This is a genomic window from Klebsiella sp. RHBSTW-00215 (assembly GCF_014103785.1).
Lineage (GTDB): Bacteria > Pseudomonadota > Gammaproteobacteria > Enterobacterales > Enterobacteriaceae > Klebsiella.
In genome coordinates this window covers 5,745,500-5,769,820 of the sequence record NZ_JABXQS010000001.1, presented here as the reverse complement: position 1 = coordinate 5,769,820, position 24,321 = coordinate 5,745,500, and the positions used below count along the sequence as shown (strand labels likewise).

Genomic DNA, 24,321 nt, shown 5'->3' with positions numbered 1-24,321 from the left:
AAAGGATGCAGAGATAATGAAACGATTTTCATTGGGTATATTAGCGGGCCTGATGGCGCTGGCGATATCGCCGCAGGCGATGGCGGCAACCGGGTGGTGTGAAACGACTGCGGCTGGTAAAACTCCATTTCGCAACACCTTCTCATTTATTGAAACCTTTTCTAATCCCTCGCAAAACCAGGCAGGGATGACGTTTCCTCGCCTGTACCATTGGAGTACCGGGGGAACGTATAATGCTAAATGTGATTGTGGCAGTGTTGTCACTGGACCTACATATTTTAAAGCCACGGTACCAGGGCTGGCGGCGACGCAAAGTCGAGGTGGTTTAAATTATTACCAGCTTAATAAATACCTGGAAATTGCCAGTGAGTTATATATTGCTGGGAACGTGAACGACTATTTCCCAACGCCTGTCGAGAATAAAAGCAATAACTATACCCCGGGCTTTGCCTGTAACCCAGGCGGTACAATTTTTGATTCGGGTTCGCTGGGATATATCTCGCTCTATTTTACCCGGCCATTTGTTGGTCAGGTAACCATCCCTCCGACGGTTATCCTCAATGTCTACGGAACAAGGGTCTCTGGAAGCTATGGTTCAAATCCATTAACGCAGATCTCAATGAGCGGCTCGGTCACGGTACCGCAATCTTGCGAAATAAATACTGGCCAGCCAATTAACATCGACTTTGGGGATATTGCCGCTAATAATTTTAAAACGGCAAGCCAGATGCCAACCGGATTTACGCCGCATGTCGTGAATATGACGGTGGCCTGCACCAATATTTCTGCCGGGGTGAAAATATCACTTTCATTCCAGGGAACGAAGGACATTAATGATAATACTGCATTGGCGACCACCAATAGCGACATCGCCGTACGGATCGAGAATATTACCGGTGTGAAAATTCCGATGATTTCAGGCTTACTACCGGTCAATTTAAATTACTCGACCCAGACCGGAGATACGGCTATGAAAATCTATCCAATTAATACTACCGGTAATTTACCTGCGGGTGGCGGATTTACTGCAACTGCAACCATTCAGGCAGAAATTGAATAACAGGAGTGAATAATGAAAAAGGCGCTATGGCTGGCATTATTGCTGCCTGTTTTTTCATCTTATGGTGGAATACCTTTGAATGTTAAAGGCAATATTTACTATCTGCCCTGCGATGTCACGACGGATACTCAATATCAGGAAGTGAATTTTGGTACACTTTCCAGAATTGACTTTCAATCGGCCGGAGACACTTCGGAATGGAAGACGTTTAACTTAAACATAGAAAATTGCCCGGCAGGGACCACTAAGGAAGGTGCGAATAAGCGGGGAAATTCTTCTCGGCTGACTCAGTCATTTCATTTCTTCATGTTTGAGCCGATTTTTTCTCCCGTAAATGCCTTGAATCAGCCTATTTAGACCGTTTCTTCGCCATTTAAGGCGTTATCCCCAGTTTTTAGTGAGATCTCTCCCACTGACGTATCATTTGGTCCGCCCGAAACAGGTTGGCCAGCGTGAATAACATCGCCAGTTGGTTATCGTTTTTCAGCAACCCCTTGTATCTGGCTTTCACGAAGCCGAACTGTCGCTTGATGATGCGAAATGGGTGCTCCACCTTGGCCCGGATGCTGGCTTTCATGTATTCGATGTTGATGGCCGTTTTGTTCTTGCGTGGATGCTGTTTCAAGGTTCTTACCTTGCCGGGGCGCTCGGCGATCAGCCAGTCCACATCCACCTCGGCCAGCTCCTCGCGCTGTGGCGCCCCTTGGTAGCCGGCATCGGCTGAGACAAATTGCTCCTCTCCATGCAGCAGATTACCCAGCTGATTGAGGTCATGCTCGTTGGCCGCGGTGGTGACTAGGCTGTGGGTCAGGCCACTCTTGGCATCGACACCAATGTGGGCCTTCATGCCAAAGTGCCACTGATTGCCTTTCTTGGTCTGATGCATCTCCGGATCGCGTTGCTGCTCTTTGTTCTTGGTCGAGCTGGGTGCCTCAATGATGGTGGCATCGACCAAGGTGCCTTGAGTCATCATGACGCCTGCTTCGGCCAGCCAGCGATTGATGGTCTTGAACAATTGGCGGGCCAGTTGATGCTGCTCCAGCAGGTGGCGGAAATTCATGATGGTGGTGCGGTCAGGCAAGGCGCTATCCAGGGATAACCGGGCAAACCGACGCATGGAGGCGATTTCGTACAGAGCATCTTCCATCGCGCCATCGCTCAGGTTGTACCAATGCTGCATGCAGTGAATGCGTAGCATGGTTTCCAGCGGATAAGGTCGCCGGCCATTACCAGCCTTGGGGTAAAACGGCTCGATGACTTCCACCATGTTTTGCCATGGCAGAATCTGCTCCATACGGGACAAGAAAATCTCTTTTCTGGTCTGACGGCGCTTACTGCTGAATTCACTGTCGGCGAAGGTAAGTTGATGACTCATGATGAACCCTGTTCCATGGCTCCAGATGACAAACATGATCTCATATCAGGGACTTGTTCGCACCTTCCCTAAAGCAACGGTAAAATTCGATGGTGTGGTGGATGGTGATGATGCCACGCATTTTGCCAATATGGCGGCCAGCAATGCGTCGCAGAATATTGCGTTGCAAATAACCAATGACAGTCACACTACGACCTACAAGAATCAAGACCAGATGACCATTACTATTAACAGCAGTACCGGGAAAGGTGAGTTTCCCTTAGCTGCCCGTTTATATTCAACCCAGGGGGGGGCGACTATTGGTCAATTTGAATCTGTCGTGCAACTGACATTTACCTATCAGTAATTTTATGAGTTAAATGGATGAAAAGGAATGACGTATGCAGGAAGAAATGGAATATCTGAGCGTGAAAGATGTTGAGCGTCTGGTTCTTGCCGCACAATATTGCGCTCATCCGGAAAGAAATAGCTGCATGATCCAAATGTGCTTTTTGCACGGCTGTCGAATTAATGAAATCACGGCATTAACATTGAGTGATGTCGACTTACCCGGAAAACGGGTCTATATTCGCCGAGCTCGCCACGGTGTATCAGGCTATCACCCTTTGCAGCCGAAAGAGGTTATTTCGTTGCAGCGCTGGCTGCTGGCTCGGGAATGTTACCCGGCCCATAGCGATCTTCTTTTTCTCTCCTCAAGGGGAAATAAGATGACCCGCCAGCGTTTCTATCAAATTATTCGTGAATGCTGTGAACTGGCGAAGCTAAAGCAGAATGTTCACCCACGGATGCTGCGTCATGCCTGTGGCTATGAACTGGGTAAGAAAGGCATTGATGACGATTCTATTCAGGATTACCTTGGCTATCGGAATTTAAAATCTATCCTGCGTTATAACGGTTATGTTGAAGAGTAATTGACGGGCGTAAACGCGGCGGCCGTTATTCACCGCGCTACGCCCGCTTTTAGTCCACGGTATAGGCCAGAAAATCTTCCGCTAACACCGTTGACGGAAAAACCTCCTGACATTCCGCAAGAAGGCGCTGACAGCCCTCAAAATCATAGCGTGAGCTAAAATGAGTGGCGATAAGCGTACCGACGCCCGCATCGCGCGCCAGCGCGGCCGTCTGTTGACTGACTGAATGCCCGCGGCTGTTAGCTTTTTCCGCCATTGCCTGCTCCAGTGTGACCTCATGGACCATGACATCCACGCCGCGTGCCAGTTCCAGCGCCTCCGGGCAGGGGGCGGTATCGCCGAAAATCGCCAACGTTTTTCCCGGTGTTGCCGGACCAAGATACCTGCTGCCGTCAATTATCCGCCCATCTTCCAGCTCAACCGTTAATCCTTGCTTTAAACGGTGGAACAACGGGCCGGAGGGGACGCCATCAGCGATAAGCCGGGCGGCATCAAGAGCACCTGGTTTATCGTGCTGCTCGATTCGATAGCCATAACACTCGACCGGATGATTTAACGGATATGCACTAACCCGATAGCCCTGTTCATCAAACACCAAACCAGGCCCGATCTCGACGATGGTTAGCGGATAATCGGTCCAGGAACCGCTAAGGCGCAGCGCGGTTTCTACAAACTCCTTAAGCCCTTTTGGCCCATACAGCGTCAGCGGCAGCGAATTGCCCTGCATCGAACGGCTGCACAGCAGACCGGGAAGGCCGAACAGATGGTCGCCATGGAGATGAGTGATGAAAATTTTATTCAGTTTGCCAGGATGATAAGGGGTATGTAGAAACTGATGCTGTGTTCCCTCCCCGCAGTCGAACAGCCACATCTCAGCCATTGTTGGCTGTTGCAAATTCAGCACTATCGACGTCATATTACGCGTACGGGTGGGCACGCCAGCGGATGTCCCCAAAAAGAGTAATTCCATCGTCCTGTGTCCTTAGGGCGTGAGTCAAAAAACAGAGTATACCCGTCATACTTCAAGTTGCATGTGTGTTGGCTGCACTCGTTCACCCCAGTCACTTACTCATGTAAGCTCCTGGGGATTCGCTCGCTGGCCGCCTTCATGCCACTTGAATTATTTAGGGTTAAAATTTATTAAGGAACCGCAGATGATGACATGGCAGGATCTTCACCACGCCGAACTGACCGTCCCACAGCTTTATGCCCTGCTGAAATTACGCTGTGCGGTGTTCGTTGTCGAACAAACCTGCGCCTATCTGGACGTCGATGGCGACGACCTGGTCGGAGAGAATCGCCATATTCTAGGCTGGCGCGGTGAGGAGCTGGTGGCCTACGCGCGCATTCTTAAGAGTGAAGATGAGTTTGAGCCGGTAGTGATTGGTCGGGTGATTGTCAGCCCGACGGTGCGTGGCGAAAAGCTAGGCTATCAGCTGATGGAGCAGGCGCTGGCCAGCTGTCGCCAGAACTGGCCGCAAAAGGCCATTTATCTCGGGGCCCAGGCGCACCTGCAAAAATTCTACGAGAGCTTCGGTTTTGTTCCGGTTACTGAGGTTTACGATGAGGATGGTATCGACCACATAGGCATGGCGCGCGAAATTGCCACCCACTAACGTCGGACACGCGGACTAAAAGCCGCTCCCTCATCGGGGGTACTGCTATTTCAGCGTGGTACCCCGTATAATATGGGGTTTTTACTCCGTGGAGGTTTGCGTGCTGTCTGTTTCCACCGCGCTGGAAAGCCTGTTCGGCTGCCTGGCTGACGATTTCCCGCCATCGCCCGGCACGCGAATTTTCGATATCCCCTTTGCGCTGAATGACGCTTTTGACCCATTGTTGTGGTGCAGTCATCAGCCGGTGTGGCCGCAATTCTACTGGCAGCAGCGTAACGGTGATGAAGAACTCGCCGCGCTGGGAGCGGTAAAAACCTTTCCTTCTTTAGTTCAGGCGAATGCTTTTTTACAGCAACAGGGGCGCGACGATCTGCGGATTTGCGGCCTTAACGCGTTTGACCCGCAGCGGGGAATGTTGATACTGCCGAGGCTGGAGTGGCGTCGCCTGGGCGGTAAAGCCACCCTGCGGCTGACGCTGTGCAGCGACACTTCGCTTAATGACGATGCCCATGCGGCGCGTGAATTCCTCCATTTTTTAATGGCAGAACAATCGCTACCCGCACCGATGCCCTCCCTGTTAAGTGAACAGCACTTTCCAGCCTGGCCGCAGTGGCGGGCGCTGGTTGAACAAGCAACACAGTCGATAGCTGGCGGGAAAATGGACAAAGTGGTCCTGGCTCGCGCCACTGATTTACATTTTTCTGCCCCGTTAAATGCGGGTGCGATCGTTGCCGCCAGCCGTCGTATTAACCTCAACTGCTTCCATTTCCTGATGGCTTTTAATTCGCAGCAGTCCTTCTTCGGCGCTACCCCGGAGCGGCTGTGGCGCCGGCGCGGCGCGCTGTTGCGGACCGAGGCGCTGGCGGGGACCGCTGCCAGCCATGAGAACGATCGTCAGGCACAAAAGCTGGCAGACTGGCTGATGAACGATGACAAAAACCAGCGCGAAAATATGCTGGTGGTGGAAGATATCTGTCAGCGTATGCAGGGGGAGACTCGCGTGCTGGACGTGCTGCCGCCGCAGGTCGTGCGTCTGCGTAAAGTGCAGCATTTGCGGCGCTGTATTTGGGCCGAGCTGGATAAACCTGATGACGCCCGCTGCCTGCACCGGCTCCAGCCCACGGCGGCGGTTGCCGGTTTACCACGACAGACGGCGCTGGATTTTATCACCCGCCACGAACCTTTTGCCCGCGACTGGTATGCCGGTTCCGCTGGCTATCTGTCGCTGGCGCAAAGTGAATTCTGCGTCTCTCTGCGTTCGGCAAAAGTAGAACACGATACGCTTAGATTGTACGCCGGGGCAGGAATCGTCAGCGGTTCAGACCCCGAACAAGAGTGGCTGGAAATTGAAAATAAAGCCGCAGGATTGCGTTCGTTACTGCTGACAAAACCTGGATAAAACGATGCATATCAAAGCTCGATCACTTTGTATTATCTATACTTAGCCTCAATATTTGATACCGGACAAATTCATGTCAGTAAGCGCATTTAACCGACGCTGGGCGGCGGTGATCCTTGAAGCTTTAACGCGCCACGGCGTGCAGCATATCTGCATTGCGCCCGGCTCGCGCTCAACGCCCTTAACCCTGGCGGCGGCGGAAAACCGCGCTTTTATTCATCACACTCATTTTGACGAACGCGGCCTCGGCCATCTGGCATTGGGTCTGGCGAAAGCCAGCGGCCAGCCGGTGGCGGTAATTGTTACGTCCGGTACCGCCACGGCTAACCTCTATCCAGCGCTGATAGAGGCCGGATTGACCGGCGAGAAACTCATTATGCTTACCGCTGACCGGCCACCGGAGCTGATCGATTGCGGTGCCAATCAGGCCATTCGCCAGCCGGGTATGTTTGCCTCGCATCCATCGCAGACGATATCGCTGCCGCGACCGTCGCAGGATATTCCTGCTCGCTGGCTGGTCTCGACCCTCGATCAGGCGCTTGGCGCGCTGCATTCCGGCGGCGTGCATATCAACTGCCCGTTTGCCGAACCGCTGTACGGCGATATGGACGATACCGGCATCCAGTGGCAGCAGCAGCTAGGTGACTGGTGGCAGAGCGACAAACCGTGGCTGCGCCAGTCCCTGCATCTTTCAAGTGATAAGCAGCGCGACTGGTTTTTCTGGCGACAAAAACGCGGCGTGATCGTTGCCGGGCGCATGAGCGCCGAAGAGGGCAAGAAAGTGGCCGAATGGGCGAAAATGCTCGGCTGGCCGCTGATTGGCGACGTGCTCTCGCAAACCGGACAGCCGCTACCGTGCGCTGACCTGTGGCTCGGAAACGCAAAAGCGGTCAGCGAGCTGGCGCAGGCGCAAATCATTGTCCAGTTGGGCAGCAGCCTGACCGGCAAACGCGTTTTGCAGTGGCAGGCGACCTGTGAGCCAGAAGAGTACTGGCTGGTGGATAACCTGCCGGGGCGGCTTGACCCGGCACAGCATCGCGGTCGTCGTCTCGTCTGTTCCATCGATCGTTGGCTGGATCTACACCCGGCGGAAAAACGCCAGCCGTGGGCCAGCGCCATCCCTGAACTGGCACGCCAGGCATGGCAGGCGGCGGTCGACAACAGCGAGTCCTTCGGCGAGGCCCAACTGGCGCAAAGAATCCGTCGCTATTTGCCGGATCAGGGCCAGCTGTTTGTCGGCAACAGCCTGGTAGTACGCTTAATTGATGCGCTATCGCAGCTCCCGGCGGGCTACCCGGTTTATAGCAATCGTGGGGCCAGCGGAATTGATGGCCTGCTGGCGACGGCGGCTGGCGTGCAGCGTGCCAGCGCGCGTCCGACGCTGGTTATCGTCGGTGACCTGTCGGCGCTCTACGATCTTAACTCGCTGGCGCTGCTGCGTCAGGCATCTGCGCCGCTGGTGCTGATTGTCGTCAACAACAACGGTGGGCAAATTTTTTCTCTGCTGCCAACGCCGCAGGACCAGCGAAGCCAGTTCTATCTGATGCCGCAAAACGTCAATTTTGACCATGCGGCGGCGATGTTCAACTTACCTTATCATCGCCCCACGGGGTGGAGTGAACTCGAAAGTGCGCTGGATGGCGCCTGGTGTACTCCCGGCGCCACTCTGATTGAACTGGTGGTGAATGAAACCGACGGTGCGCAAACCTTACAACATCTGCTGGCGCAGGTGAGCCAGCTATGACGCTGCACGCGGTGGCTGAACAGGGCCTGCCGGGATATCCGTGGCTGGTTTTTTTGCACGGATTTTCCGGCGATAGCCACGAGTGGCGTACCGTGGGCCAGGCGTTCAGCGCGTATCCGCGTTTGTATCTTGACCTTCCGGGCCACGGAGGTTCGGCAGATATCGAAGTGAGCGACTTTGCCGATGTCTGCCAGCTCCTTAAGAATACGCTGAATAGTTACAACATACTAAAGTACTGGCTGGTGGGTTACTCCCTTGGCGGACGGGTAGCGATGGCCTATGCCAGCCAGCCGCGTAAAGGTCTCTGCGGGCTGGTCGTCGAAGGCGGGCATCCGGGCTTGCAGGATGACAACCAGCGTCTGCTGCGCCTACGTAGCGATGCAGCATGGGCTGAACGCTTTCGCTGTGAGCCATTGGCGCAGGTTTTCGCCGACTGGTATCAGCAGCCGGTCTTTGTCTCCCTTGATGAGCCCCAGCGCGCGGCGCTGGTTGCGCTGCGCAGCCGTAACAACGGTACGATTTTAGCGGCGATGCTGCTGGCGACCTCATTGGGTCAACAGCCCGATCTCCGTGGGGCATTACGCACTCGTGATTTCCCATTTCATTACCTTTGCGGCGAACGCGATGACAAGTTTCGCGCCATCGCGGATGAGCTATCCGCAACCACACACGTAATTAATCATGCCGGACACAACGCGCATCGGGAAAACCCTGCCGCGGTAGTTGCTTGTCTGGCGCAGTTTTTAGCGAGTTAACTGAAGGACACTCTATGATCTCTCTTGATGAAGCAATGCTTTACGCCCCGGTTGAATGGCAGGACTGTTCCGAAGGCTACACCGACATTCGTTATCAAAAGTCGGCGGATGGGATTGCTAAAATCACCATTAACCGCCCGCAGGTCCGCAACGCCTTTCGCCCGCTGACCGTCAAAGAGATGATTCAGGCGCTGGCGGATGCCCGCTATGACGACAATATCGGCGTTATCGTCCTGACCGGCGAAGGCGACAAGGCGTTCTGTGCCGGTGGCGATCAGAAAGTTCGCGGCGACTACGGCGGATACCAGGATGACTCCGGCGTTCACCACCTCAACGTGCTCGATTTCCAGCGTCAAATTCGCACCTGCCCGAAACCCGTCGTAGCGATGGTCGCGGGTTACTCCATCGGCGGGGGGCACGTACTGCATATGATGTGTGACCTGACCATTGCTGCGGAAAACGCCATCTTCGGCCAAACCGGCCCGAAAGTCGGTTCCTTCGACGGCGGCTGGGGCGCGGCCTATATGGCGCGCATCGTTGGGCAGAAAAAAGCTCGCGAAATCTGGTTTCTGTGCCGTCAATACGACGCGAAAGCCGCGCTGGATATGGGCCTGGTCAACACCGTTGTTCCGCTGGCGGACCTGGAAAAAGAGACCGTGCGCTGGTGTCGTGAAATGCTGCAAAACAGCCCGATGGCGCTGCGCTGCCTGAAGGCGGCGCTGAACGCTGACTGCGACGGTCAGGCGGGGCTGCAGGAGTTGGCGGGCAATGCCACTATGCTGTTCTATATGACCGAAGAGGGTCAGGAAGGGCGCAACGCGTTCAACCAGAAGCGCCAGCCGGACTTCAGCAAATTTAAACGGAATCCATAATGCGACAGGCGCAGGTTTACCGCTGGCAGCTACCGATGGACGCGGGGGTGGTGCTGCGTGAACGGCGGTTAAAAAACCGCGATGGCTTGCTCCTGCGCTTGCGTGACGGCGAGCGCGAAGGCTGGGGGGAGATTTCTCCCCTGCCGGGATTCAGTCTGGAAACGCTGGACGAAGCGCAGGCGGTGCTGCTTACCTGGGCGCAAGCCTGGCGTGATGGCGAAGACGCTGCGCTGCCAGTGCCGCCTTCAGCGGCTTTCGGCGTGAGCTGCGCGCTGGCGGAACTGTGCGGTGAGCTGCCGCAGGCGGCGGATTATCGCGCCGCGCCGCTGTGTTCCGGCGACCCGGACGAGCTGTTTGCGAAGCTTTCGCTGATGCCTGGCGAGAAGGTGGCGAAGGTCAAAGTTGGCCTGTATGAGGCGGTGCGCGACGGCATGGTAGTGAACCTGCTGCTGGAAGCGATCCCTGATTTGACGTTGCGTCTTGACGCCAACCGTGCCTGGACGCCGCTGAAAGCCCAGCAGTTCGCCAAATACGTCGATCCGCAATATCGTGAGCGTATCGCTTTCCTTGAAGAACCCTGCAAAACTCGCGACGACTCGCGTGCTTTTGCCCAGGAAACGGGTATCGCAATTGCCTGGGATGAGAGCCTGCGCGAGGCGGATTTTGAGTTTGCCGCCGAGCCGGGTTTGCGGGCCGTGGTGATTAAACCGACGTTGACCGGCAGCCTGCAAAAAGTGCAGCAGCAGGTGGCAGCCGCTCATGCTCTGGGGCTGACGGCGGTTATCAGCTCATCCATTGAGTCGAGCCTGGGCCTGACGCAATTGGCGCGGATTGCCGCCTGGCTGACGCCGCACACTATTCCCGGTCTGGATACGCTGAGCCTGATGCGCGGCCAGCTGGTTCGTCGCTGGCCGGAAAGCGACCTGCCGTGCCTGACCGTTGATGAACTGGAGCCGTTGCTGTGACATTTAGCGACTGGCCCTGGCGTCATTGGCGTCAGCTGCGGGGAGAGGCGCAGGCGCTGCGTCTGAACGAGCAGCGCCTGAGTTGGCGAGAACTGTGCGCGCAAATTGATGCTCTGGCGGCGGGATTTCACGCCCAGGGCGTCAGCGAAGGCGATGGCGTGCTGCTTCGTGCTTACAATCAGCCGGAGGCCTTACTGGCATGGCTGGCACTATTACAGTGCGGCGCGCGTGTGCTGCCGCTGAACCCGCAATTGCCATCCGCTTTGTTAGCGGAACTGCTACCGTCGCTAAGCCTGCGCCATGCGCTGGCGCTAAACGGCGACGCTCTTGCGCTGATGTACAACCCACTGGCCCTGCAATTTGCGTCAGGCGAGCACGCGGTTATCTGGCGCGAAGATCGCCTGGCCTCAATGACGCTGACTTCGGGGTCGACAGGTTTACCGAAAGCGGCGGTACATACTTTTCGCGCCCATCTCGCCAGCGCCGAAGGCGTGCTGGCGATGATCCCGCTTGCGCCGGAAGATGACTGGCTGCTGTCGCTGCCGCTGTTTCACGTTTCCGGCCAGGGCATTCTCTGGCGCTGGCTGCATGCGGGTGCTGTCCTGACGGTGCGTGACAAACAGCCGCTGGAGCAGGCATTGCAGGGCTGTACTCATGCCTCGCTGGTGCCGACTCAGCTCTGGCGTCTGCTCAACGGCGATACTGACGTAGCGTTAAAAGCGGTGTTGCTGGGCGGCGCGGCGATCCCGGTGGCGCTGACCGAGCAGGCGAAAGCGCGCGGTATCCGCTGCTGGTGTGGCTACGGACTGACCGAGTTTGCTTCCACAGTGTGCGCCAAAGAGGCCGATGGCCTGGCGGACGTCGGGCAGCCGCTGCCGGGACGCGAACTGCGGATTGTCGACGGTGAAGTCTGGCTGCGGGCCGACAGCATGGCTGAAGGCTACTGGCGCGATGAGCAAATAGTTCCACTGGTTAATGAACACGGCTGGTTTGCTACCCGCGATCGCGGCAGGCTTGATAACGGCAATCTGACCATTCTCGGAAGAATGGATAATCTCTTTTTCAGCGGCGGGGAGGGCATTCAACCGGAAGAGGTGGAACGGGTCATTGGCGCTCATCCGCAGATTCAGCAGGTCTTTATTGTACCGCTGGATGATGCCGAATTTGGCCAGCGGCCGGTGGCGGTGGTGGAGTGCAGCGAACATTGCGACCCGGCAACCTTAGCAAGCTGGTGCGCCGATAAGCTGGCGCGTTTCCAGCAGCCGGTACGCTGGTTGCCACTGCCCGAAACGCTAAAAACCGGCGGCATTAAAATTTCCCGCCGGGCGCTGCGTGAGTGGGTTAACCAGCAGGTAATGCCGTAGTTCAGGACTGCTGGATGCTCAGTAGCTGCTTCGTGTGCCAGCGGCCCAGAACGAAAACGGTGGTCAGCGCGCCGAGCAGGGCGCAGAACATATCCGACTGGGTATCCCAGGGATCGCCCTGAGTGCCAAGAAACTCATCCGCGCCTTGTCCCAGACCCAGCGCTGCCCACCATTCAATCAGCTCATAGACGGCGCTGATCGCCAGCGCAATACAGCAAACCACGAACGCGAGCATTTTGCGTCCGTGAACGTAGCCGCCGCGCAGCAAAATTTCCCGCGCCGCCAGCGCCGGGACCAGTCCCTGGAAAAAGTGTCCCAGCTTGTCGTAGGGATTGCGGCTCAAATCAAGCCAGGCCTGAACATCAAAGCCGATGGGCACTTTGGCGTAGGTGTACATTCCGCCAACCATTAAAATAATGGCATGGAAGAAGATCAGTACGTAGAGCAGCGGCGTTAGCGGATAGCGTGAGTGCGTCGCCAGCAGCAAAGGAACGAGGATGATGACTGGCGTAACTTCCATCAGCCAGGTGAGCTTATCTCCCGCGCTGATGCCGGTATAAACAAGGATAAGTAGAAGCGCCAGGGCCGCGAATTTGATTAACGAGCCGGAAACCGTGGTGGTCATAATATATCGCCAGAAGTTTAAAGACGTTACTATCAGATGGATACCGGGAAAATACAATATTGAACGTTAGCGGCACGGTTCTCCTGAGTTGTCTTTCGGGAAGGGACGCAGCTTTTAGCCCTGAACAAGGAGCATGGTTATAGCCAGAACCGGCGCTGCATACAGAGAGTGACTAACCGACAGGGACGCACGGTAATGAAAAACAGGTTCCGTATTCTCGCCTTTTTCTGCTTTTTGTTGGCGCAGCCTTTCAACGTCTGGAGCGTTGACGACCCTTTCTCCAGCCATATTCGCGAGGATGATCGTCACTGGCGCGGGCAGCAAATTTGGCCGCAGGTGATTTACCGTTTTGACGCCTGGCGTTATATCGTGCTCGACAGGGGTAAGCTGGGGCGACACGGGCAGGCACCGCGCTATTGTTCGGGGGTGATGTGGTATCTGGACACGCAACGGAATATTGTCTCGCGGATTGGCGATCTAACACCAAACGAATGGACGACCCCAGAGACGGAGCGTTCAGGCAGCGTGCCTTACGGGCAGGTCGCACCGGCATCGTTTCGCTATGTCCACGCGGTGCAGCAGTATGTCGTGGTGCCCAGAACCGGCTTGCCGCAAAAAATGGCCGACGGGCAGTTCCATTTTCGCCTGTATGGTTTCAACGTTTCAGCCGACCACGGTAAAACCTGGATGTTTACCCCTATTCGCCTGCCGCGATTAGCGGATGAACGCCCGCAGGAGGAGATGGCGATGACGGTGGTCAATAACCAGATCTATCTGCAGCTAAAAGAGGGGCATCTTGTCAGTTCAGACCTGTCTCGCGGCAGCCACTGGTCTTTTTACGATAATCAGCGCCAGAATAACCCGCCGCAGATCGAGGAGTATCCCGGATGGGACGCGATGAGCTGTAGCGCGACCGCCCTGCTCAGCGAGCAGGAACGGCGCGAGTGGGACGATGCGCGCGCCAGAGTGCTGAGCGCGGTGAACCCGTAGCCCCGGCCAGCAGCGCGGTCGGGGGGAACAACGGAAGCCGCGATACACGCTGTTTTCCGGAGGCGATGCTGCGCATCTGTCCAGGCTAACAGACCGGACCCGTAGCCCGGTCAGCGCAGCGCCACCGGGAAGAGAGTGGATGCTGCAATGGCGTACCTGGAGGCGCATTCTGTCAGCTTCCCGGGAGATCTCCTTTCGTCATCAACTGGCGCTTGCGCCAGTACTTCACCAGCGGCGGAACCACGATGACCAGTACCGCCAGCAGCAGGAGCGTTTTAGTCACCCCGCTTTGCCACAGAATCGCCATGTTGCCGTTGCTAATCGACAACGCGCGGCGCAGATTCTGCTCCAGCATCTCGCCCAGCACGAAGCCTAAGATCAGCGGCGACATCGGGAAGTGCATTTTGCGCAAGATGTAGCCGAGTACGCCCAGCCCAACCATCAACAGTAGGTCGAAAGTGGTGCTGTGTACTGCGTAAACGCCAACTGCAGATACGGCGGCAATCGCCGGAACCAGAAACCATAGTGGAATGGTGAACATGCGGGTAAAGAGGCTGATTAGCGGAATGTTCATGATCAGCAGCATCACGTTAGCGATCAACAGCGCGGCGATCAGGCCCCAAACAATGTCCGGTTGCTCGGTAAACATCGCCGGTCCTGGGGTGATGTTGTATAAGGTCAGCGCGCCCATCATCACCGCCGTGGTCCCGGAACCAGGAACGCCGAGAGTGAGCATCGGAATAAACGACCCGCAGGCGGAGGCATTATTTGCCGCTTCCGGCGCCGCCACTCCGCGAATATCGCCTTTACCAAAGGAGTCGCTGTTACCACTGAGCTTTTTCTCAGTCATATAGGTGATGGCGCTGGCAATGGTCGCTCCCGCGCCCGGCAGGATACCAACAAAGAAACCGACCACCGATGAGCGCAGCGTCGCGCCCACGCACTGGCCCGCTTCTTTGGCGTTAAACAGCATGCGCCCGGTTTTCCGTACCAGTTTCTGCCCGCCGCTGGTGCTTTCCAGCATCAGCAAAATTTCTGAGACCGAAAAGAGACCAATCACTACCACGATAAACTGCACGCCATCGGAAAGATGAACGCTGTCGAAGGTGAAGCGATAGACGCCAGTGTTGGCATCAACGCCCACCGTCGCCAACCCCAAACCGATTAACGCGGCGAGGAACGACTTCAGCGGATTCTGCGCCATCATGCTGCCGAGGCAGGCGATGGCGAAAATCATCAGCGCGAAATACTCCGCCGGGCCGAACGCCAGCGACCACTGGGCCAGCAGTGGGGCAAATAAGATCATCCCGATAATCGCGATAAGTGAACCGACAAACGAGCTCACCGCCGAGATGGACAACGCCACGCCGCCGCGCCCCTGCTGCGCCATAGGGTAGCCGTCGATGGCGGTCATAATGGCGGCGGCATCGCCGGGAACATTGAGCAGAATCGACGAAATGCGCCCGCCATATTCACAACCAATATAGACCGTCGCCAACAGGATCAACGCTGACTCCGCAGGCAGGTGCAGGGCAAAAGCCAGCGGCAGTAAAATCGCCACGCCGTTAATTGGCCCCAGGCCCGGCAGCAGGCCGACGATAGTGCCAACGAAGCAGCCGATCAGCGCAATCATCAGGTTGCCCGGCGTCATGGCGACGGCGAAGCCTTGCGACAGATAAATCCAGATATCCATAAACTCCTCCGTTAAATTAGCCAGATGCCGAGCGGCAGGGTGACATCAAGCAGGGCGTCAAAGATGTACCACAGCGCGATGCCCATGATGATGCCAGCAACGCCAGCCGCGGATAGGGTCGCGCCAAACAGCAGGCCGAAAACGGCGGTCAGCAGCGCGGTTGACAAGGGAAAACCCAGCCACTCAAAGCTCCACGCATAGACCACCAGTGCCACCACCATCGTCAGTAAACGTTGTAAAACCAGACACCCCGGCCATGTGATGACATCGGGCCGACGCAGGAGCAGCAGCACAGAGCACAGCAGCATCAGGCCGATGATACCCACCGGAAAAGGGCGGGGGCCGACGGGTTCATAGGCGTACTCGCTGTGGATTTGCCAGGCGATAAACATTCCACCCACGCAGAGCAGCAGCCATACTCCGGCAAAAATACGATCGCTCATCGCAACCTCCATTTCCGGTTATGACGACCTTCCGGCGATGCCGCCATCGACTTCTCGTACTCAACCCTATCCGGCGCTGGCGTGGTTCTATCATACCGAATATCGCGGTCAGGCCATCCGCGTGGCGCGCCTGCTGCAGCCAGTGAATGAAGGTGGTATTGCCGGAATGGCGGAAATCTACATCGCCGAAACGCTGGAGTCGCGGCGATGGTTGGCTGGACAGTTGCTGTTCTCGTCGTGGATATCGCAAGGGCTGTTGGTGTTGTTAACCCTGGTGCTCACCGGCTGGCTGCTGCGCCGCGTGCTGCGACCGATGCGCCAGCTTTCGGCGCTGATGGTGCGCCGCGAACCCGGTCTGCTGACGCCGCTACCGGAGCTGCTGCCGTGGTCGGAAACCCGTCTGTTAATCGTTGCTTTTAACCGCTATATCGATCGGTTGCGGGTGATGATTTCACGCCAGGAACGTTTTAGCGCCGACGCTTCTCATCAACTTAAAACCCCGCTGGCGGTGTTGAAAACTCAGGCCTCGGTGGCGCTGGCCAGTGATGATCCTAAACTTTGGCGAGAGAGCCTGGCGGCGATGAGCAGCACCCTGGACGGCACGATTCTATTAACTGAGCGCCTGCTGCAACTGGCGACTATCAAACGTAAAGAGCAGGGGGAGCATGCCTTTTCACCGGTTGATCTCCATGAGATTGTTCAGAACAGCTGTTTTTCCCGGCTTGTGCAGGCGCGGAGCAAAGCTATCGATCTTGGTTATGAGGGCGAGCCATCGGCGGTGATGATAGCCGGAGATTGCGTGCTGTTGAGCGAGCTGTGTGCGAATCTGCTGGATAACGCAATTCGCTATACGCCGCAGGGCGGGATCGTGACGTTAAGCCTGCATCGAGAGGGGAACGCGGTGCTGCTGGACGTCGAGGATAGCGGCCCGGGGATCGATGATACGCAGATTCTGCTGGCGTTAATGCCGTTTCATCGCCTGGAAAACGTTGGTGATAATCCCGGCGCTGGGCTCGGGCTGGCGCTGGTTAGCGATATTGCACGCCTGCACCGCAGCCATCCGCAACTGCTGCGCAGCGAAACGTCGGGCGGGCTGAAGGTCAGGCTGCGCTTTTTGATCGCTCGTTCAGAGTAAGCCTTTCAGACTCAGCGTCTTACGGGTCGCTACGTTCAGATCATAATGGGCAAGATCTTCCGGTTTCACCCACGCGTAATCCTGAAACTCTTCGTTGATCGTCACTTCGCGATTGGCGCTAACGCAATCGAAAATCAGGTAGATCATATAAATTTCTTCCTGGCGGCCATCAGCATAGGTTTTAACCCGGATATCGTCGCTAAAGGTCCATGGTGTAATCTGGGTTAGCTGTAGTTTTTCGCCCAGCTCTTCGCGAACCTCTCGTCGCAGAGCCTCTTCGATACGTTCGCCAGGCTCCACGCCGCCGCCGGAGAGCGCCCACTGGCCGGGAAACACGCCGCGATCGTCGGCCATTTTGCACAGCAGGTAGTGGCCTTCATGTTGAATGAGCGGGCAAACGATAGTCCTTTGACGCATGGTTTTTCCTTAATGATGACGTGGGGAAACATTGAGATAGCCCAGTTTGCGAGTCGACTCGGCAAACAGCAAGCGAAAACGCGCGGCGGAAGCGAGAGGTGATAGGGTGGCCGCAAGTTTATTGATCAGAGGCCATCATGGAACCGATAGGAAGCCACTCACCGCATGATGCGGTTTTTAAACATATTTTGTCCCATCGGGCAACGGCGCGCGATTTTTTACTTATTCATTTGCCGGAGCATCTGCGGATGCTATGCGATCTGCGAACGCTTCAACTGGAATCCGGTAGCTTTATCGAAGAAGATCTGCGTGCCAGCCATTCGGATATTCTCTATTCGCTCAAAACACAGACCGGCGAAGGATATATTTATGTGCTGATTGAGCATCAAAGCTCACCCGACCGGCATATGGCGTTTCGCCTGATGCGCTATGCCATTGCCGCGATGCAGCGTCATCTGGATAAAGGGTATCACCAGTTACCATTGGTCATTCCCCTGCTTTTTTATCACGGCAAGACCAGCCCCTGTCCGCACTCAATGCGTTGGCTGGACGGTTTTTCGCAGCCAGAGGTGGCTGAGAGGCTATATAGCCAGAATTTTCAACTGGTGGATATTACGACGATCCCGGATGAGCAGCTCATACAGCACCGACGAGTCGCCATGCTGGAGCTACTACAAAAACATATCCGGCAGCGGGATATGATGGAAATTTCAGAGCAACTGGTCAGCATATTGTCGTTGGGATACACTAACCGTCGGCAGTTTAAAACGTTGCTGAATTATATGATTCAGGCGGGTAACGCCGCCGATCCCGTGGCCTTTTTACGCAAATTAGCGCAAAAGGTACCGCTTAAGCCGCATAAGGAGACGCTAATGAATATTGCTCAGTTTCTGGAAGAGCGTGGCCGCAAACAGGGAGTCCTTCAGGGAATGAAGGCGGGAATAGAAAAAGGTCGTCGTAAGGGCTGGCAGGAAGGTCGACAGGAGGGTCGGCAAGAAGGCCGGGGTGAAGGGCAGCAGGAGGCGGCTGAACGCATTGCCCGGGCGATGCTGGAGGATGGGCAGGAGCCGTCTCAGGTCGCAAAGCTGACCGGTTTGTCACTGCGCCAGCTTGATAAACTCCAGCACTAAATTCTTCTTTGCAGCGAAAACGGCAGCTATATTGGCTGCCGTAAGCGTTTATTTGGCGTGTTGCAAAGCTTTCAATGCCGCCGCTACGCCCGCGCCGTAGTCGGGATGGACTTCGCTGAATAGTCCAATCTGCCGTTGCTGAATAAATTCGGGGATATCTCGCATATCACCGGCTATCCGCTGAAACATACGCTGATGCTCATCTTCGCTTAATAGCTCAAACAGCTTTCGCGGCTGGCTAAAATAGTCGCCATCTTCCCGATGATCCCAGTGAGCGGCCGCGCCTTCAAGGCTTAACGGCGGCTCGCTAAAGTCCGGTTGCTCCTGAAAGACGCCAAAGCTGTTAGGCTCGTAGGTCGCACCGTTGCCGCTGTTGCCATCTACGCGCATCGCGCCGTCGCGGTGATAGTTATGGAACGGACAGCGCGGAGCGTTTACCGGGATCTGATGATGATTAACCCCTAAACGATAACGTTGAGTGTCGCCATAGGAGAACAGTCGTCCTTGCAGCATACGGTCCGGAGAGAAACTGACCCCGGGCACCACGTTCGCCGGGTTCATGGCTACCTGTTCAACTTCCGCGAAGTAGTTGTCCGGGTTGCGGTTTAGCTCCAGCACCCCGACTTCAATCAGCGGATAATCGCTATGCGGCCAGATTTTGGTCAGGTCAAATGGGTTATAAGGGACCTGACTGGCCTCCGCTTCCGGCATTATCTGCACGTAGAAGGTCCAGCTCGGAAAATCGCCTTTTTCAATTGACTCATAGAGATCGCGCTGAGAGCTTTCGCGGTCTTCTGCCACCAGGCGTTTGGCCTCATCATCCATCAGGTTGGCGATCCCCTGTTGGGATTTGAAGTGGAACTTCACCCAAAAGCGCTCGTTGTCGGCATTGATAAAGCTGAACGCGTGGCTGCCAAAACCGTGCATATGACGATAAGAACGCGGGATGCCGCGGTCGCTGAAATCAATCGTTAACTGATGCAGCGTTTCCGGTAGCAGGGAGAAAAAATCCCATTTCCATGTTGGGTTACGCAGGTTAGTACGCGGATCGCGCTTTACGACGTGATTGAGGTCCGGGAATTTTAGCGGGTCGCGAAGGTAGAAAATCGGCGTGTTGTTGCCCACCAGATCCCAGTTACCCTCTTCGGTATAGAACTTGATGGAAAAGCCGCGAATATCGCGCTCGGCGTCAGCGGCGCCACGCTCTCCGGCAACGGTCGAGAAGCGCAGAAACAGGTCGGTGGTTTTGCCGATTTCAGAGAAGAGTTTTGCGCGCGTATAGCGGGTGATATCGTGGGTGACGGTCAGTTTGCCGTAGGCGCCGGAACCTTTTGCGTGCATACGGCGTTCCGGGATAACTTCCCGGTCAAAGTGGGCCAGTTTTTCAAGAAACCAGACATCCTGCAGCAGCATGGGGCCGCGTGGGCCTGCGGTGGCGACATTATTATTATCGACAACCGGCGCGCCGGATCCGGTCGTTAATCCTTTCTTGCTCATCTTTATCTCCTGACAAAGTTTTATGTAACTTATTCATTTCCCTGAAGGGACGAAATAAGCTGAGCGCTATTTGTAGAATAAATAGTCAATGCGGGCAATCTGGCTCTGGCTATCGATTTGATATCCGCGACCGTTGGCAAATATTCGGTAGCAACTGGTTACAATCACAATGGTAAAGGTCGCTTTAGCGCATTGATTCCTTAGCATTCAGCAGTACAATTTCGCGGTTTTTCGGGACTTTTAAATTCTTGTTTTCTGGATAGAGTAAAAAATGAAAAAAAGTATATTTTTGGCCCTCGCTGGCATGATGTTCGTCTCAACGGCGGCAAATGCGATCAGCGTCAGCGGGCAGGCTGGTGAGCACTACACCAACCTTGGGGTTGGTTTTGGTACCGAATCCACCGGGCTGGCGATATCCGGTAACTGGCTGCACAACGATGATGATGGTGATGCGGCGGGCTTAGGCCTGGGTCTGAACCTTCCTTTAGGTCCGTTCCTGGCGACCGTTGGCGGTAAAGGCGTTTACACCAATCCAAAAGCCGGTGATGAAGGTTATGCGGCGGCGGTAGGCGGCGGCCTGCAGTGGAAAATCGGCGACCGTTTCCGCCTGTTCGGCGAATATTATTACTCCCCGGATTCACTCTCCAGCGGTATCGACAGCTATCAGGAAGCCAATGCTGGCGCGCGCTTTACCATTATGCGTCCTCTGAGCATTGAAGCCGGTTATCGTTACCTCAACCTGGCAGGTAAAGAAGGCAACCGCGATAACACCGTTGCGGACGGCCCGTACGTCGGCGTCAACGCCAGCTTCTGATTCTCCCAGGCGTGGTATTCTGCCGCGCCTGATTTTCAGTCATTCTCCCAGCCGCTTTGCGCTATAGTATTCCGACTTATCAGGCTGGAGTTCACAATGCTAAACGTGGAAATGCTGTCCACCGGCGACGAAGTGCTGCATGGGCAAATCGTCGATACTAATGCCGCGTGGCTGGCGGATTTCTTTTTTAATCAAGGATTACCCTTAAAGCGTCGCAATACCGTGGGCGACGATCTTGACGCTCTGGTGGCGATTTTACGCGAACGTAGCGAGCACGCCGACGTGCTGATCGTTAACGGCGGCCTGGGGCCAACCAGCGACGATCTCAGCGCGCTGGCTGCGGCAACGGCCAAAGGCGAAGGGTTGATTTTGCACGAAGAGTGGCTGGATGTGATGACGCGCTTTTTTGCCGAGCGCGGAAGGCCAATGGCCGCCAGCAACCGTAAACAGGCGGAAATTCCGCAAAGCGCCGAGATGATCAACAACCCGGTCGGGACCGCTTGCGGTTTCGCCGTGCAGCTCAATCGCTGCCTGATGTTTTTCACCCCCGGCGTGCCTTCGGAATTCAAAGTGATGGTTGAGCAGGAAATCTTACCGCGCTTGCGCGAACGTTTCCCGCTGCCGGCTCCGCCGCTGTGTCTGCGTTTGACCACCTTTGGTCGCTCGGAGAGCGAGTTGGCGCAGAGCCTTGACCATCTTCAGCTGCCACCGGGCGTGGTGATGGGCTATCGCTCCTCAATGCCGATTATTGAACTCAAGCTGACCGGGCCTTCTGAGCAGCGCGAAGCGATGCTGGCGCTGTGGCCGGAAGTGCAGAAAGTGGCCGGTGAAAGCGTGATCTTCGAAGGCACTGAAGGTCTACCGGCGCAGATTGCCCGACGCCTGCAAGAGCGCCAGCTGAGCTTGACGCTAAGCGAGCAGTTTACCGGCGGCCTGCTGGCGCTACAGCTTTCACGCGTTAACGCGCCGCTGTTGGCGAGCGAAGTGATTCCGGCACAGGAAGAGACGTTAGCGCAGGCGGCGCGCTGGGCGGCGGAGCGGCGGGTGAAACACTTTGCCGGTCTGGCGCTGGCGGTCAGCGGTCAGGAGAGCGATCACCTGAACTTTGCGCTCTCAACGCCGGAAGGCACTCACGCGCTGCGGGTGAAATTCAGCACCAATCGTCACAGCGTGCAGGTGCGTCAGGAAGTCTGCGCGATGATGGCTCTGAATATGCTGCGTCGTTGGTTGAACGGTGAGCCGATAGCCGGTGAACATGGCTGGATTAACGTCGTCGAATCTCTCACGGTTTAATAAGGTCACCGCGTCGGGATCCCTTCCCGGCGCGGTATTCGTCCAGCCTGCTGTACTTCGTTTTAAATATTCTGTGCGTCATCTCCCATTTTTATACCTCTGAATGTCCACCCTTCTGGAATCGCCCCGTCATTTGAAGTTGCTCACAATTTACTTCCCCGACAACCGTAACACTGATTCCAGTATTCAGGATTGGAGTCCAGTATGTTGGAATCAAGCAAAGTCCCGGCGCTGACCCGCGCCATTGATATTCTCAATTTGATCGCCCGTATCGGCCCCTGTAGCGCGGCGACCATTATTGACGAACTGAGTATTCCGAAAAGCACTGCCTATCTGCTGTTAGGTGAACTGAGAAAACAGCGCTTTCTTAGCATGGATAATCAGGACAATTACTGCCTGTGGACCAAGCTGGTTGAGCTGGCCGGACATGCGCTGAGCAAAATGGACCTGCGCGAACTGGCGCGTTCGCGCCTGACGCAGCTGATGGATCAGTGCGGTCTGCTCTGTCACCTGGGCATCATCGATAACGGTAACGCCTACTACATTCTGAAGGTCGAATCCCCGGCCACCATCAGCGTACGTTCGCACGAAGGTAAGAGCCTGTCGCTTTATCGTTCCGGTATTGGTAAATGCCTGCTGGCCTGGCAGCCCGAACGAGTTCAGGAGTCAATTATCAGCGAACTGCGCTGGGAACGAGCCACGCCAACCACTATCACTGATGCTCAGCAGCTTCGCGATGAACTGGGGCGTATTCGCGCTCGGGGCTGGAGCTTTGATAACGGCGAAGACTATCCCGACGTGCGCTGCGTGGCCGCGCCGGTGTTTAACGCCAATAACGAACTGACCGCCGCTATCTCGGTGGTCGGCACGCGCCTGCAAATCAATGAAGACAATCGTGATTACCTCGCCGGTAAGGCGATTGCCTGCGCCAAAGATATTTCCCGTCTGTTGGGGTGGAAGAGCCCCTTCGAACAACAAGCTTCATAACAAGGAGAACATCATGACCTTACCGAAAATTAAACACGTCCGCGCCTGGTTCATCGGCGGTGCTACCGCAGAGAAAGGCGCTGGCGGCGGCGATTATCACGACCAGGGAGCGAACCACTGGATTGATGACCACATCGCGACCCCGATGAGCAAATACAAACAGTATGAGCAGTCCCGCCAGTCTTTTGGCATCAACGTGTTGGGTACGCTGATTGTCGAGGTCGAAGCGGAGAATGGGCAGACCGGGTTTGCTGTATCGACGGCAGGTGAAATGGGCTGCTTTATCGTTGAAAAGCACCTGAATCGCTTTATCGAAGGCAAATGCGTCAGCGATATCAAACTGATCCACGATCAGATGCTCAACGCGACCATGTACTACTCCGGTTCCGGCGGCCTGGTGATGAACACCATCTCCTGTATCGATCTGGCGCTGTGGGATCTGTTCGGCAAAGTGGTTGGCCTGCCGGTGTATAAACTGCTGGGTGGCGCGGTGCGCGATGAAATTCAGTTCTATGCGACCGGCGCGCGTCCGGACCTGGCGAAAGAGATGGGCTTTATCGGCGGCAAAATGCCAACTCACTGGGGTCCGCACGATGGTGACGCGGGGATCCGCAAAGATGCCGCGATGGTCGCTGACATGCGCGAAAAATGCGGTCCGGATTTCTGGCTGATGTTGGATTGCTGGATGAGCCAGGACGTTAACTACGCCACTAAGCTGGCTCACGCCTGCGCACCTCATAACCTTAAGTGGATTGAAGAGTGTCTGCCGCCGCAGCAGTACGAAGGCTATCGCGAACTCAAACGCAATGCGCCAGCCGGGATGATGGTCACCAGCGGCGAGCACCACGGCACGCTGCAATCATTCCGCACGCTGTCGGAAACCGGCATCGATATTATGCAGCCTGATGTGGGCTGGTGCGGCGGCCTGACTACGCTGGTGGAAATTGCCGCCATTGCCAAAGCGCGCGGTCAACTGGTGGTCCCGCACGGGTCATCGGTCTATTCGCACCATGCGGTCATCACCTTTACCAACACGCCGTTCAGCGAATTCCTGATGACCAGCCCGGATTGCTCAACGATGCGCCCGCAGTTTGACCCGATTCTGCTGGGTGAACCAGTACCGGAAAATGGACGTATTCATAAATCCGTGCTGGATAAACCGGGTTTTGGCGTTGAGCTGAACCGCGACTGCAATCTGCAACGTCCTTATAGCCACTGATCCCGCCGTGCCGCACA

At 55.9% G+C, this 24,321-nt stretch carries 24 protein-coding genes and 1 pseudogene; 18 read left to right on the top strand and 7 right to left on the bottom strand.

Annotated elements, in window-relative coordinates; genetic code table 11:
- The first annotated feature begins 16 nt into the window (after nt 1-16).
- A complete protein-coding gene (locus tag HV127_RS27425) occupies nt 17-1,060 on the top strand; it encodes a fimbrial protein (protein ID WP_182240086.1) in 1,044 nt (347 codons plus the stop codon).
- Between the two features lie 12 nt (nt 1,061-1,072).
- Entirely contained in the window at nt 1,073-1,417 is a 345-nt protein-coding gene (locus tag HV127_RS27420; RefSeq protein ID WP_228727511.1) for a fimbrial protein, read from the top strand.
- Between the two features lie 37 nt (nt 1,418-1,454).
- On the opposite strand, the gene HV127_RS27415 is transcribed toward HV127_RS27420, so the two are convergent.
- Nucleotides 1,455-2,435: an IS5-like element IS5 family transposase gene (locus tag HV127_RS27415; protein ID WP_042934497.1), complete on the bottom strand. Its 981-nt coding sequence runs from the start codon at nt 2,433-2,435 to the stop codon at nt 1,455-1,457.
- On the opposite strand from HV127_RS27415, the gene HV127_RS27410 reads away from it, so the two are divergent.
- Complete coding sequence (locus HV127_RS27410; protein WP_228727510.1) at nt 2,434-2,781, top strand: hypothetical protein; 348 nt, start codon at nt 2,434-2,436, stop codon at nt 2,779-2,781. The two genes, HV127_RS27415 and HV127_RS27410, sit on opposite strands and share 2 nt — an antisense overlap.
- A gap of 34 nt (nt 2,782-2,815) precedes the next feature.
- A complete protein-coding gene (locus tag HV127_RS27405) occupies nt 2,816-3,346 on the top strand; it encodes a tyrosine-type recombinase/integrase (RefSeq protein WP_182240084.1) in 531 nt (176 codons plus the stop codon).
- Between the two features lie 49 nt (nt 3,347-3,395).
- Here HV127_RS27405 and rnz read toward each other — a convergent pair whose 3' ends face one another.
- Nucleotides 3,396-4,316, bottom strand: coding sequence for a ribonuclease Z (gene rnz / locus HV127_RS27400; protein ID WP_182240082.1), 921 nt, complete (start codon nt 4,314-4,316; stop codon nt 3,396-3,398).
- Between the two features lie 184 nt (nt 4,317-4,500).
- On the opposite strand from rnz, the gene HV127_RS27395 reads away from it, so the two are divergent.
- The 7 genes from HV127_RS27395 to menE all read left to right on the top strand — a co-directional run bounded on the left by HV127_RS27395 (nt 4,501) and on the right by menE (nt 12,061).
- Nucleotides 4,501-4,962 carry a GNAT family N-acetyltransferase gene (locus HV127_RS27395; protein ID WP_181485491.1) on the top strand — a complete coding sequence of 154 codons (462 nt, stop codon included), beginning with the start codon at nt 4,501-4,503 and terminating at the stop codon, nt 4,960-4,962.
- A gap of 100 nt (nt 4,963-5,062) precedes the next feature.
- Nucleotides 5,063-6,361, top strand: coding sequence for an isochorismate synthase MenF (menF, locus tag HV127_RS27390; protein ID WP_228727509.1), 1,299 nt, complete (start codon nt 5,063-5,065; stop codon nt 6,359-6,361).
- A 73-nt stretch (nt 6,362-6,434) separates the two neighbouring features.
- Entirely contained in the window at nt 6,435-8,105 is a 1,671-nt protein-coding gene (gene menD / locus HV127_RS27385) for a 2-succinyl-5-enolpyruvyl-6-hydroxy-3-cyclohexene-1-carboxylic-acid synthase (RefSeq protein ID WP_182240080.1), read from the top strand.
- Nucleotides 8,102-8,860, top strand: a complete 759-nt coding sequence (gene menH, locus HV127_RS27380; protein WP_182240078.1) for a 2-succinyl-6-hydroxy-2,4-cyclohexadiene-1-carboxylate synthase — start codon at nt 8,102-8,104, stop codon at nt 8,858-8,860. The genes menD and menH overlap by 4 nt, the downstream gene beginning before the upstream one ends.
- Before the next feature lie 14 nt (nt 8,861-8,874).
- Complete coding sequence (gene menB / locus HV127_RS27375; RefSeq protein WP_181485494.1) at nt 8,875-9,732, top strand: 1,4-dihydroxy-2-naphthoyl-CoA synthase; 858 nt, start codon at nt 8,875-8,877, stop codon at nt 9,730-9,732.
- Entirely contained in the window at nt 9,732-10,697 is a 966-nt protein-coding gene (gene menC, locus HV127_RS27370; protein ID WP_182240076.1) for an o-succinylbenzoate synthase, read from the top strand. Before menB ends, menC begins: the two co-directional genes overlap by 1 nt.
- Entirely contained in the window at nt 10,694-12,061 is a 1,368-nt protein-coding gene (gene menE / locus HV127_RS27365) for an o-succinylbenzoate--CoA ligase (protein WP_182240074.1), read from the top strand. The genes menC and menE overlap by 4 nt, the downstream gene beginning before the upstream one ends.
- 1 nt (nt 12,062) lies before the next feature.
- Here menE and HV127_RS27360 read toward each other — a convergent pair whose 3' ends face one another.
- The gene (locus tag HV127_RS27360) at nt 12,063-12,686 is read right to left on the bottom strand and encodes a DUF2238 domain-containing protein (RefSeq protein WP_182240072.1); all 624 of its coding nucleotides are present in this window, start codon (nt 12,684-12,686) and stop codon (nt 12,063-12,065) included.
- Between the two features lie 195 nt (nt 12,687-12,881).
- On the opposite strand from HV127_RS27360, the gene HV127_RS27355 reads away from it, so the two are divergent.
- On the top strand, nt 12,882-13,676 hold the full coding sequence (locus HV127_RS27355) for a hypothetical protein (protein WP_182240069.1): 795 nt from the start codon (nt 12,882-12,884) through the stop codon (nt 13,674-13,676).
- Between the two features lie 172 nt (nt 13,677-13,848).
- Here the strand turns inward: HV127_RS27355 and HV127_RS27350 are convergent, their stop codons facing one another.
- On the bottom strand, nt 13,849-15,369 hold the full coding sequence (locus HV127_RS27350) for a tripartite tricarboxylate transporter permease (RefSeq protein ID WP_182240067.1): 1,521 nt from the start codon (nt 15,367-15,369) through the stop codon (nt 13,849-13,851).
- 11 nt (nt 15,370-15,380) lie between these two features.
- Nucleotides 15,381-15,812 carry a tripartite tricarboxylate transporter TctB family protein gene (locus HV127_RS27345; protein ID WP_182240065.1) on the bottom strand — a complete coding sequence of 144 codons (432 nt, stop codon included), beginning with the start codon at nt 15,810-15,812 and terminating at the stop codon, nt 15,381-15,383.
- A gap of 10 nt (nt 15,813-15,822) precedes the next feature.
- Between HV127_RS27345 and HV127_RS27340 the strand changes: the two are divergent.
- Nucleotides 15,823-16,947 (top strand): annotated as a pseudogene (locus tag HV127_RS27340) (ATP-binding protein); the annotation flags it as partial.
- Here HV127_RS27340 and nudI read toward each other — a convergent pair.
- The gene (gene nudI, locus HV127_RS27335; protein WP_182240063.1) at nt 16,939-17,364 is read right to left on the bottom strand and encodes a nucleoside triphosphatase NudI; all 426 of its coding nucleotides are present in this window, start codon (nt 17,362-17,364) and stop codon (nt 16,939-16,941) included. The pseudogene HV127_RS27340 and the gene nudI sit on opposite strands and share 9 nt — an antisense overlap.
- Nucleotides 17,365-17,501: 137 nt before the next feature.
- On the opposite strand from nudI, the gene HV127_RS27330 reads away from it, so the two are divergent.
- Nucleotides 17,502-18,494: an Rpn family recombination-promoting nuclease/putative transposase gene (locus HV127_RS27330; RefSeq protein WP_182240061.1), complete on the top strand. Its 993-nt coding sequence runs from the start codon at nt 17,502-17,504 to the stop codon at nt 18,492-18,494.
- Nucleotides 18,495-18,542: 48 nt separating this feature from the next.
- Here the strand turns inward: HV127_RS27330 and HV127_RS27325 are convergent, their stop codons facing one another.
- Nucleotides 18,543-19,991, bottom strand: coding sequence for a catalase (locus tag HV127_RS27325; protein ID WP_182240059.1), 1,449 nt, complete (start codon nt 19,989-19,991; stop codon nt 18,543-18,545).
- 271 nt (nt 19,992-20,262) lie between these two features.
- Here HV127_RS27325 and HV127_RS27320 point away from each other — a divergent pair, with 271 nt between their 5' ends.
- From HV127_RS27320 to rhmD, 4 genes are all read left to right on the top strand, one after another.
- Entirely contained in the window at nt 20,263-20,805 is a 543-nt protein-coding gene (locus HV127_RS27320; RefSeq protein WP_181485507.1) for a YfaZ family outer membrane protein, read from the top strand.
- A 96-nt stretch (nt 20,806-20,901) separates the two neighbouring features.
- Complete coding sequence (locus HV127_RS27315; RefSeq protein ID WP_182240057.1) at nt 20,902-22,098, top strand: nicotinamide mononucleotide deamidase-related protein YfaY; 1,197 nt, start codon at nt 20,902-20,904, stop codon at nt 22,096-22,098.
- Between the two features lie 204 nt (nt 22,099-22,302).
- A complete protein-coding gene (locus tag HV127_RS27310) occupies nt 22,303-23,085 on the top strand; it encodes an IclR family transcriptional regulator (RefSeq protein WP_182240054.1) in 783 nt (260 codons plus the stop codon).
- A 13-nt stretch (nt 23,086-23,098) separates the two neighbouring features.
- Nucleotides 23,099-24,304 carry an L-rhamnonate dehydratase gene (gene rhmD, locus HV127_RS27305; RefSeq protein WP_110272314.1) on the top strand — a complete coding sequence of 402 codons (1,206 nt, stop codon included), beginning with the start codon at nt 23,099-23,101 and terminating at the stop codon, nt 24,302-24,304.
- Nucleotides 24,305-24,321 lie beyond the last annotated feature (17 nt).

Excerpts from the sequence above, each read along its gene's own strand:
- HV127_RS27425 (WP_182240086.1), top strand. The coding sequence starts at position 17 with ATGAAACGATTTTCATTGGGTATATTAGCGGGCCTGATGGCGCTGGCG.
- HV127_RS27420 (WP_228727511.1), top strand. The coding sequence starts at position 1,073 with ATGAAAAAGGCGCTATGGCTGGCATTATTGCTGCCTGTTTTTTCATCT.
- HV127_RS27410 (WP_228727510.1), top strand. The coding sequence starts at position 2,434 with ATGATGAACCCTGTTCCATGGCTCCAGATGACAAACATGATCTCATAT.
- HV127_RS27415 (WP_042934497.1), bottom strand. The coding sequence starts at position 2,435 with ATGAGTCATCAACTTACCTTCGCCGACAGTGAATTCAGCAGTAAGCGC.
- HV127_RS27405 (WP_182240084.1), top strand. The coding sequence starts at position 2,816 with ATGCAGGAAGAAATGGAATATCTGAGCGTGAAAGATGTTGAGCGTCTG.
- rnz (WP_182240082.1), bottom strand. The coding sequence starts at position 4,316 with ATGGAATTACTCTTTTTGGGGACATCCGCTGGCGTGCCCACCCGTACG.
- HV127_RS27395 (WP_181485491.1), top strand. The coding sequence starts at position 4,501 with ATGATGACATGGCAGGATCTTCACCACGCCGAACTGACCGTCCCACAG.
- menD (WP_182240080.1), top strand. The coding sequence starts at position 6,435 with ATGTCAGTAAGCGCATTTAACCGACGCTGGGCGGCGGTGATCCTTGAA.
- menH (WP_182240078.1), top strand. The coding sequence starts at position 8,102 with ATGACGCTGCACGCGGTGGCTGAACAGGGCCTGCCGGGATATCCGTGG.
- menB (WP_181485494.1), top strand. The coding sequence starts at position 8,875 with ATGATCTCTCTTGATGAAGCAATGCTTTACGCCCCGGTTGAATGGCAG.
- menC (WP_182240076.1), top strand. The coding sequence starts at position 9,732 with ATGCGACAGGCGCAGGTTTACCGCTGGCAGCTACCGATGGACGCGGGG.
- HV127_RS27360 (WP_182240072.1), bottom strand. The coding sequence starts at position 12,686 with ATGACCACCACGGTTTCCGGCTCGTTAATCAAATTCGCGGCCCTGGCG.
- HV127_RS27355 (WP_182240069.1), top strand. The coding sequence starts at position 12,882 with ATGAAAAACAGGTTCCGTATTCTCGCCTTTTTCTGCTTTTTGTTGGCG.
- HV127_RS27350 (WP_182240067.1), bottom strand. The coding sequence starts at position 15,369 with ATGGATATCTGGATTTATCTGTCGCAAGGCTTCGCCGTCGCCATGACG.
- HV127_RS27345 (WP_182240065.1), bottom strand. The coding sequence starts at position 15,812 with ATGAGCGATCGTATTTTTGCCGGAGTATGGCTGCTGCTCTGCGTGGGT.
- nudI (WP_182240063.1), bottom strand. The coding sequence starts at position 17,364 with ATGCGTCAAAGGACTATCGTTTGCCCGCTCATTCAACATGAAGGCCAC.
- HV127_RS27330 (WP_182240061.1), top strand. The coding sequence starts at position 17,502 with ATGGAACCGATAGGAAGCCACTCACCGCATGATGCGGTTTTTAAACAT.
- HV127_RS27325 (WP_182240059.1), bottom strand. The coding sequence starts at position 19,991 with ATGAGCAAGAAAGGATTAACGACCGGATCCGGCGCGCCGGTTGTCGAT.
- HV127_RS27320 (WP_181485507.1), top strand. The coding sequence starts at position 20,263 with ATGAAAAAAAGTATATTTTTGGCCCTCGCTGGCATGATGTTCGTCTCA.
- HV127_RS27315 (WP_182240057.1), top strand. The coding sequence starts at position 20,902 with ATGCTAAACGTGGAAATGCTGTCCACCGGCGACGAAGTGCTGCATGGG.
- HV127_RS27310 (WP_182240054.1), top strand. The coding sequence starts at position 22,303 with ATGTTGGAATCAAGCAAAGTCCCGGCGCTGACCCGCGCCATTGATATT.
- rhmD (WP_110272314.1), top strand. The coding sequence starts at position 23,099 with ATGACCTTACCGAAAATTAAACACGTCCGCGCCTGGTTCATCGGCGGT.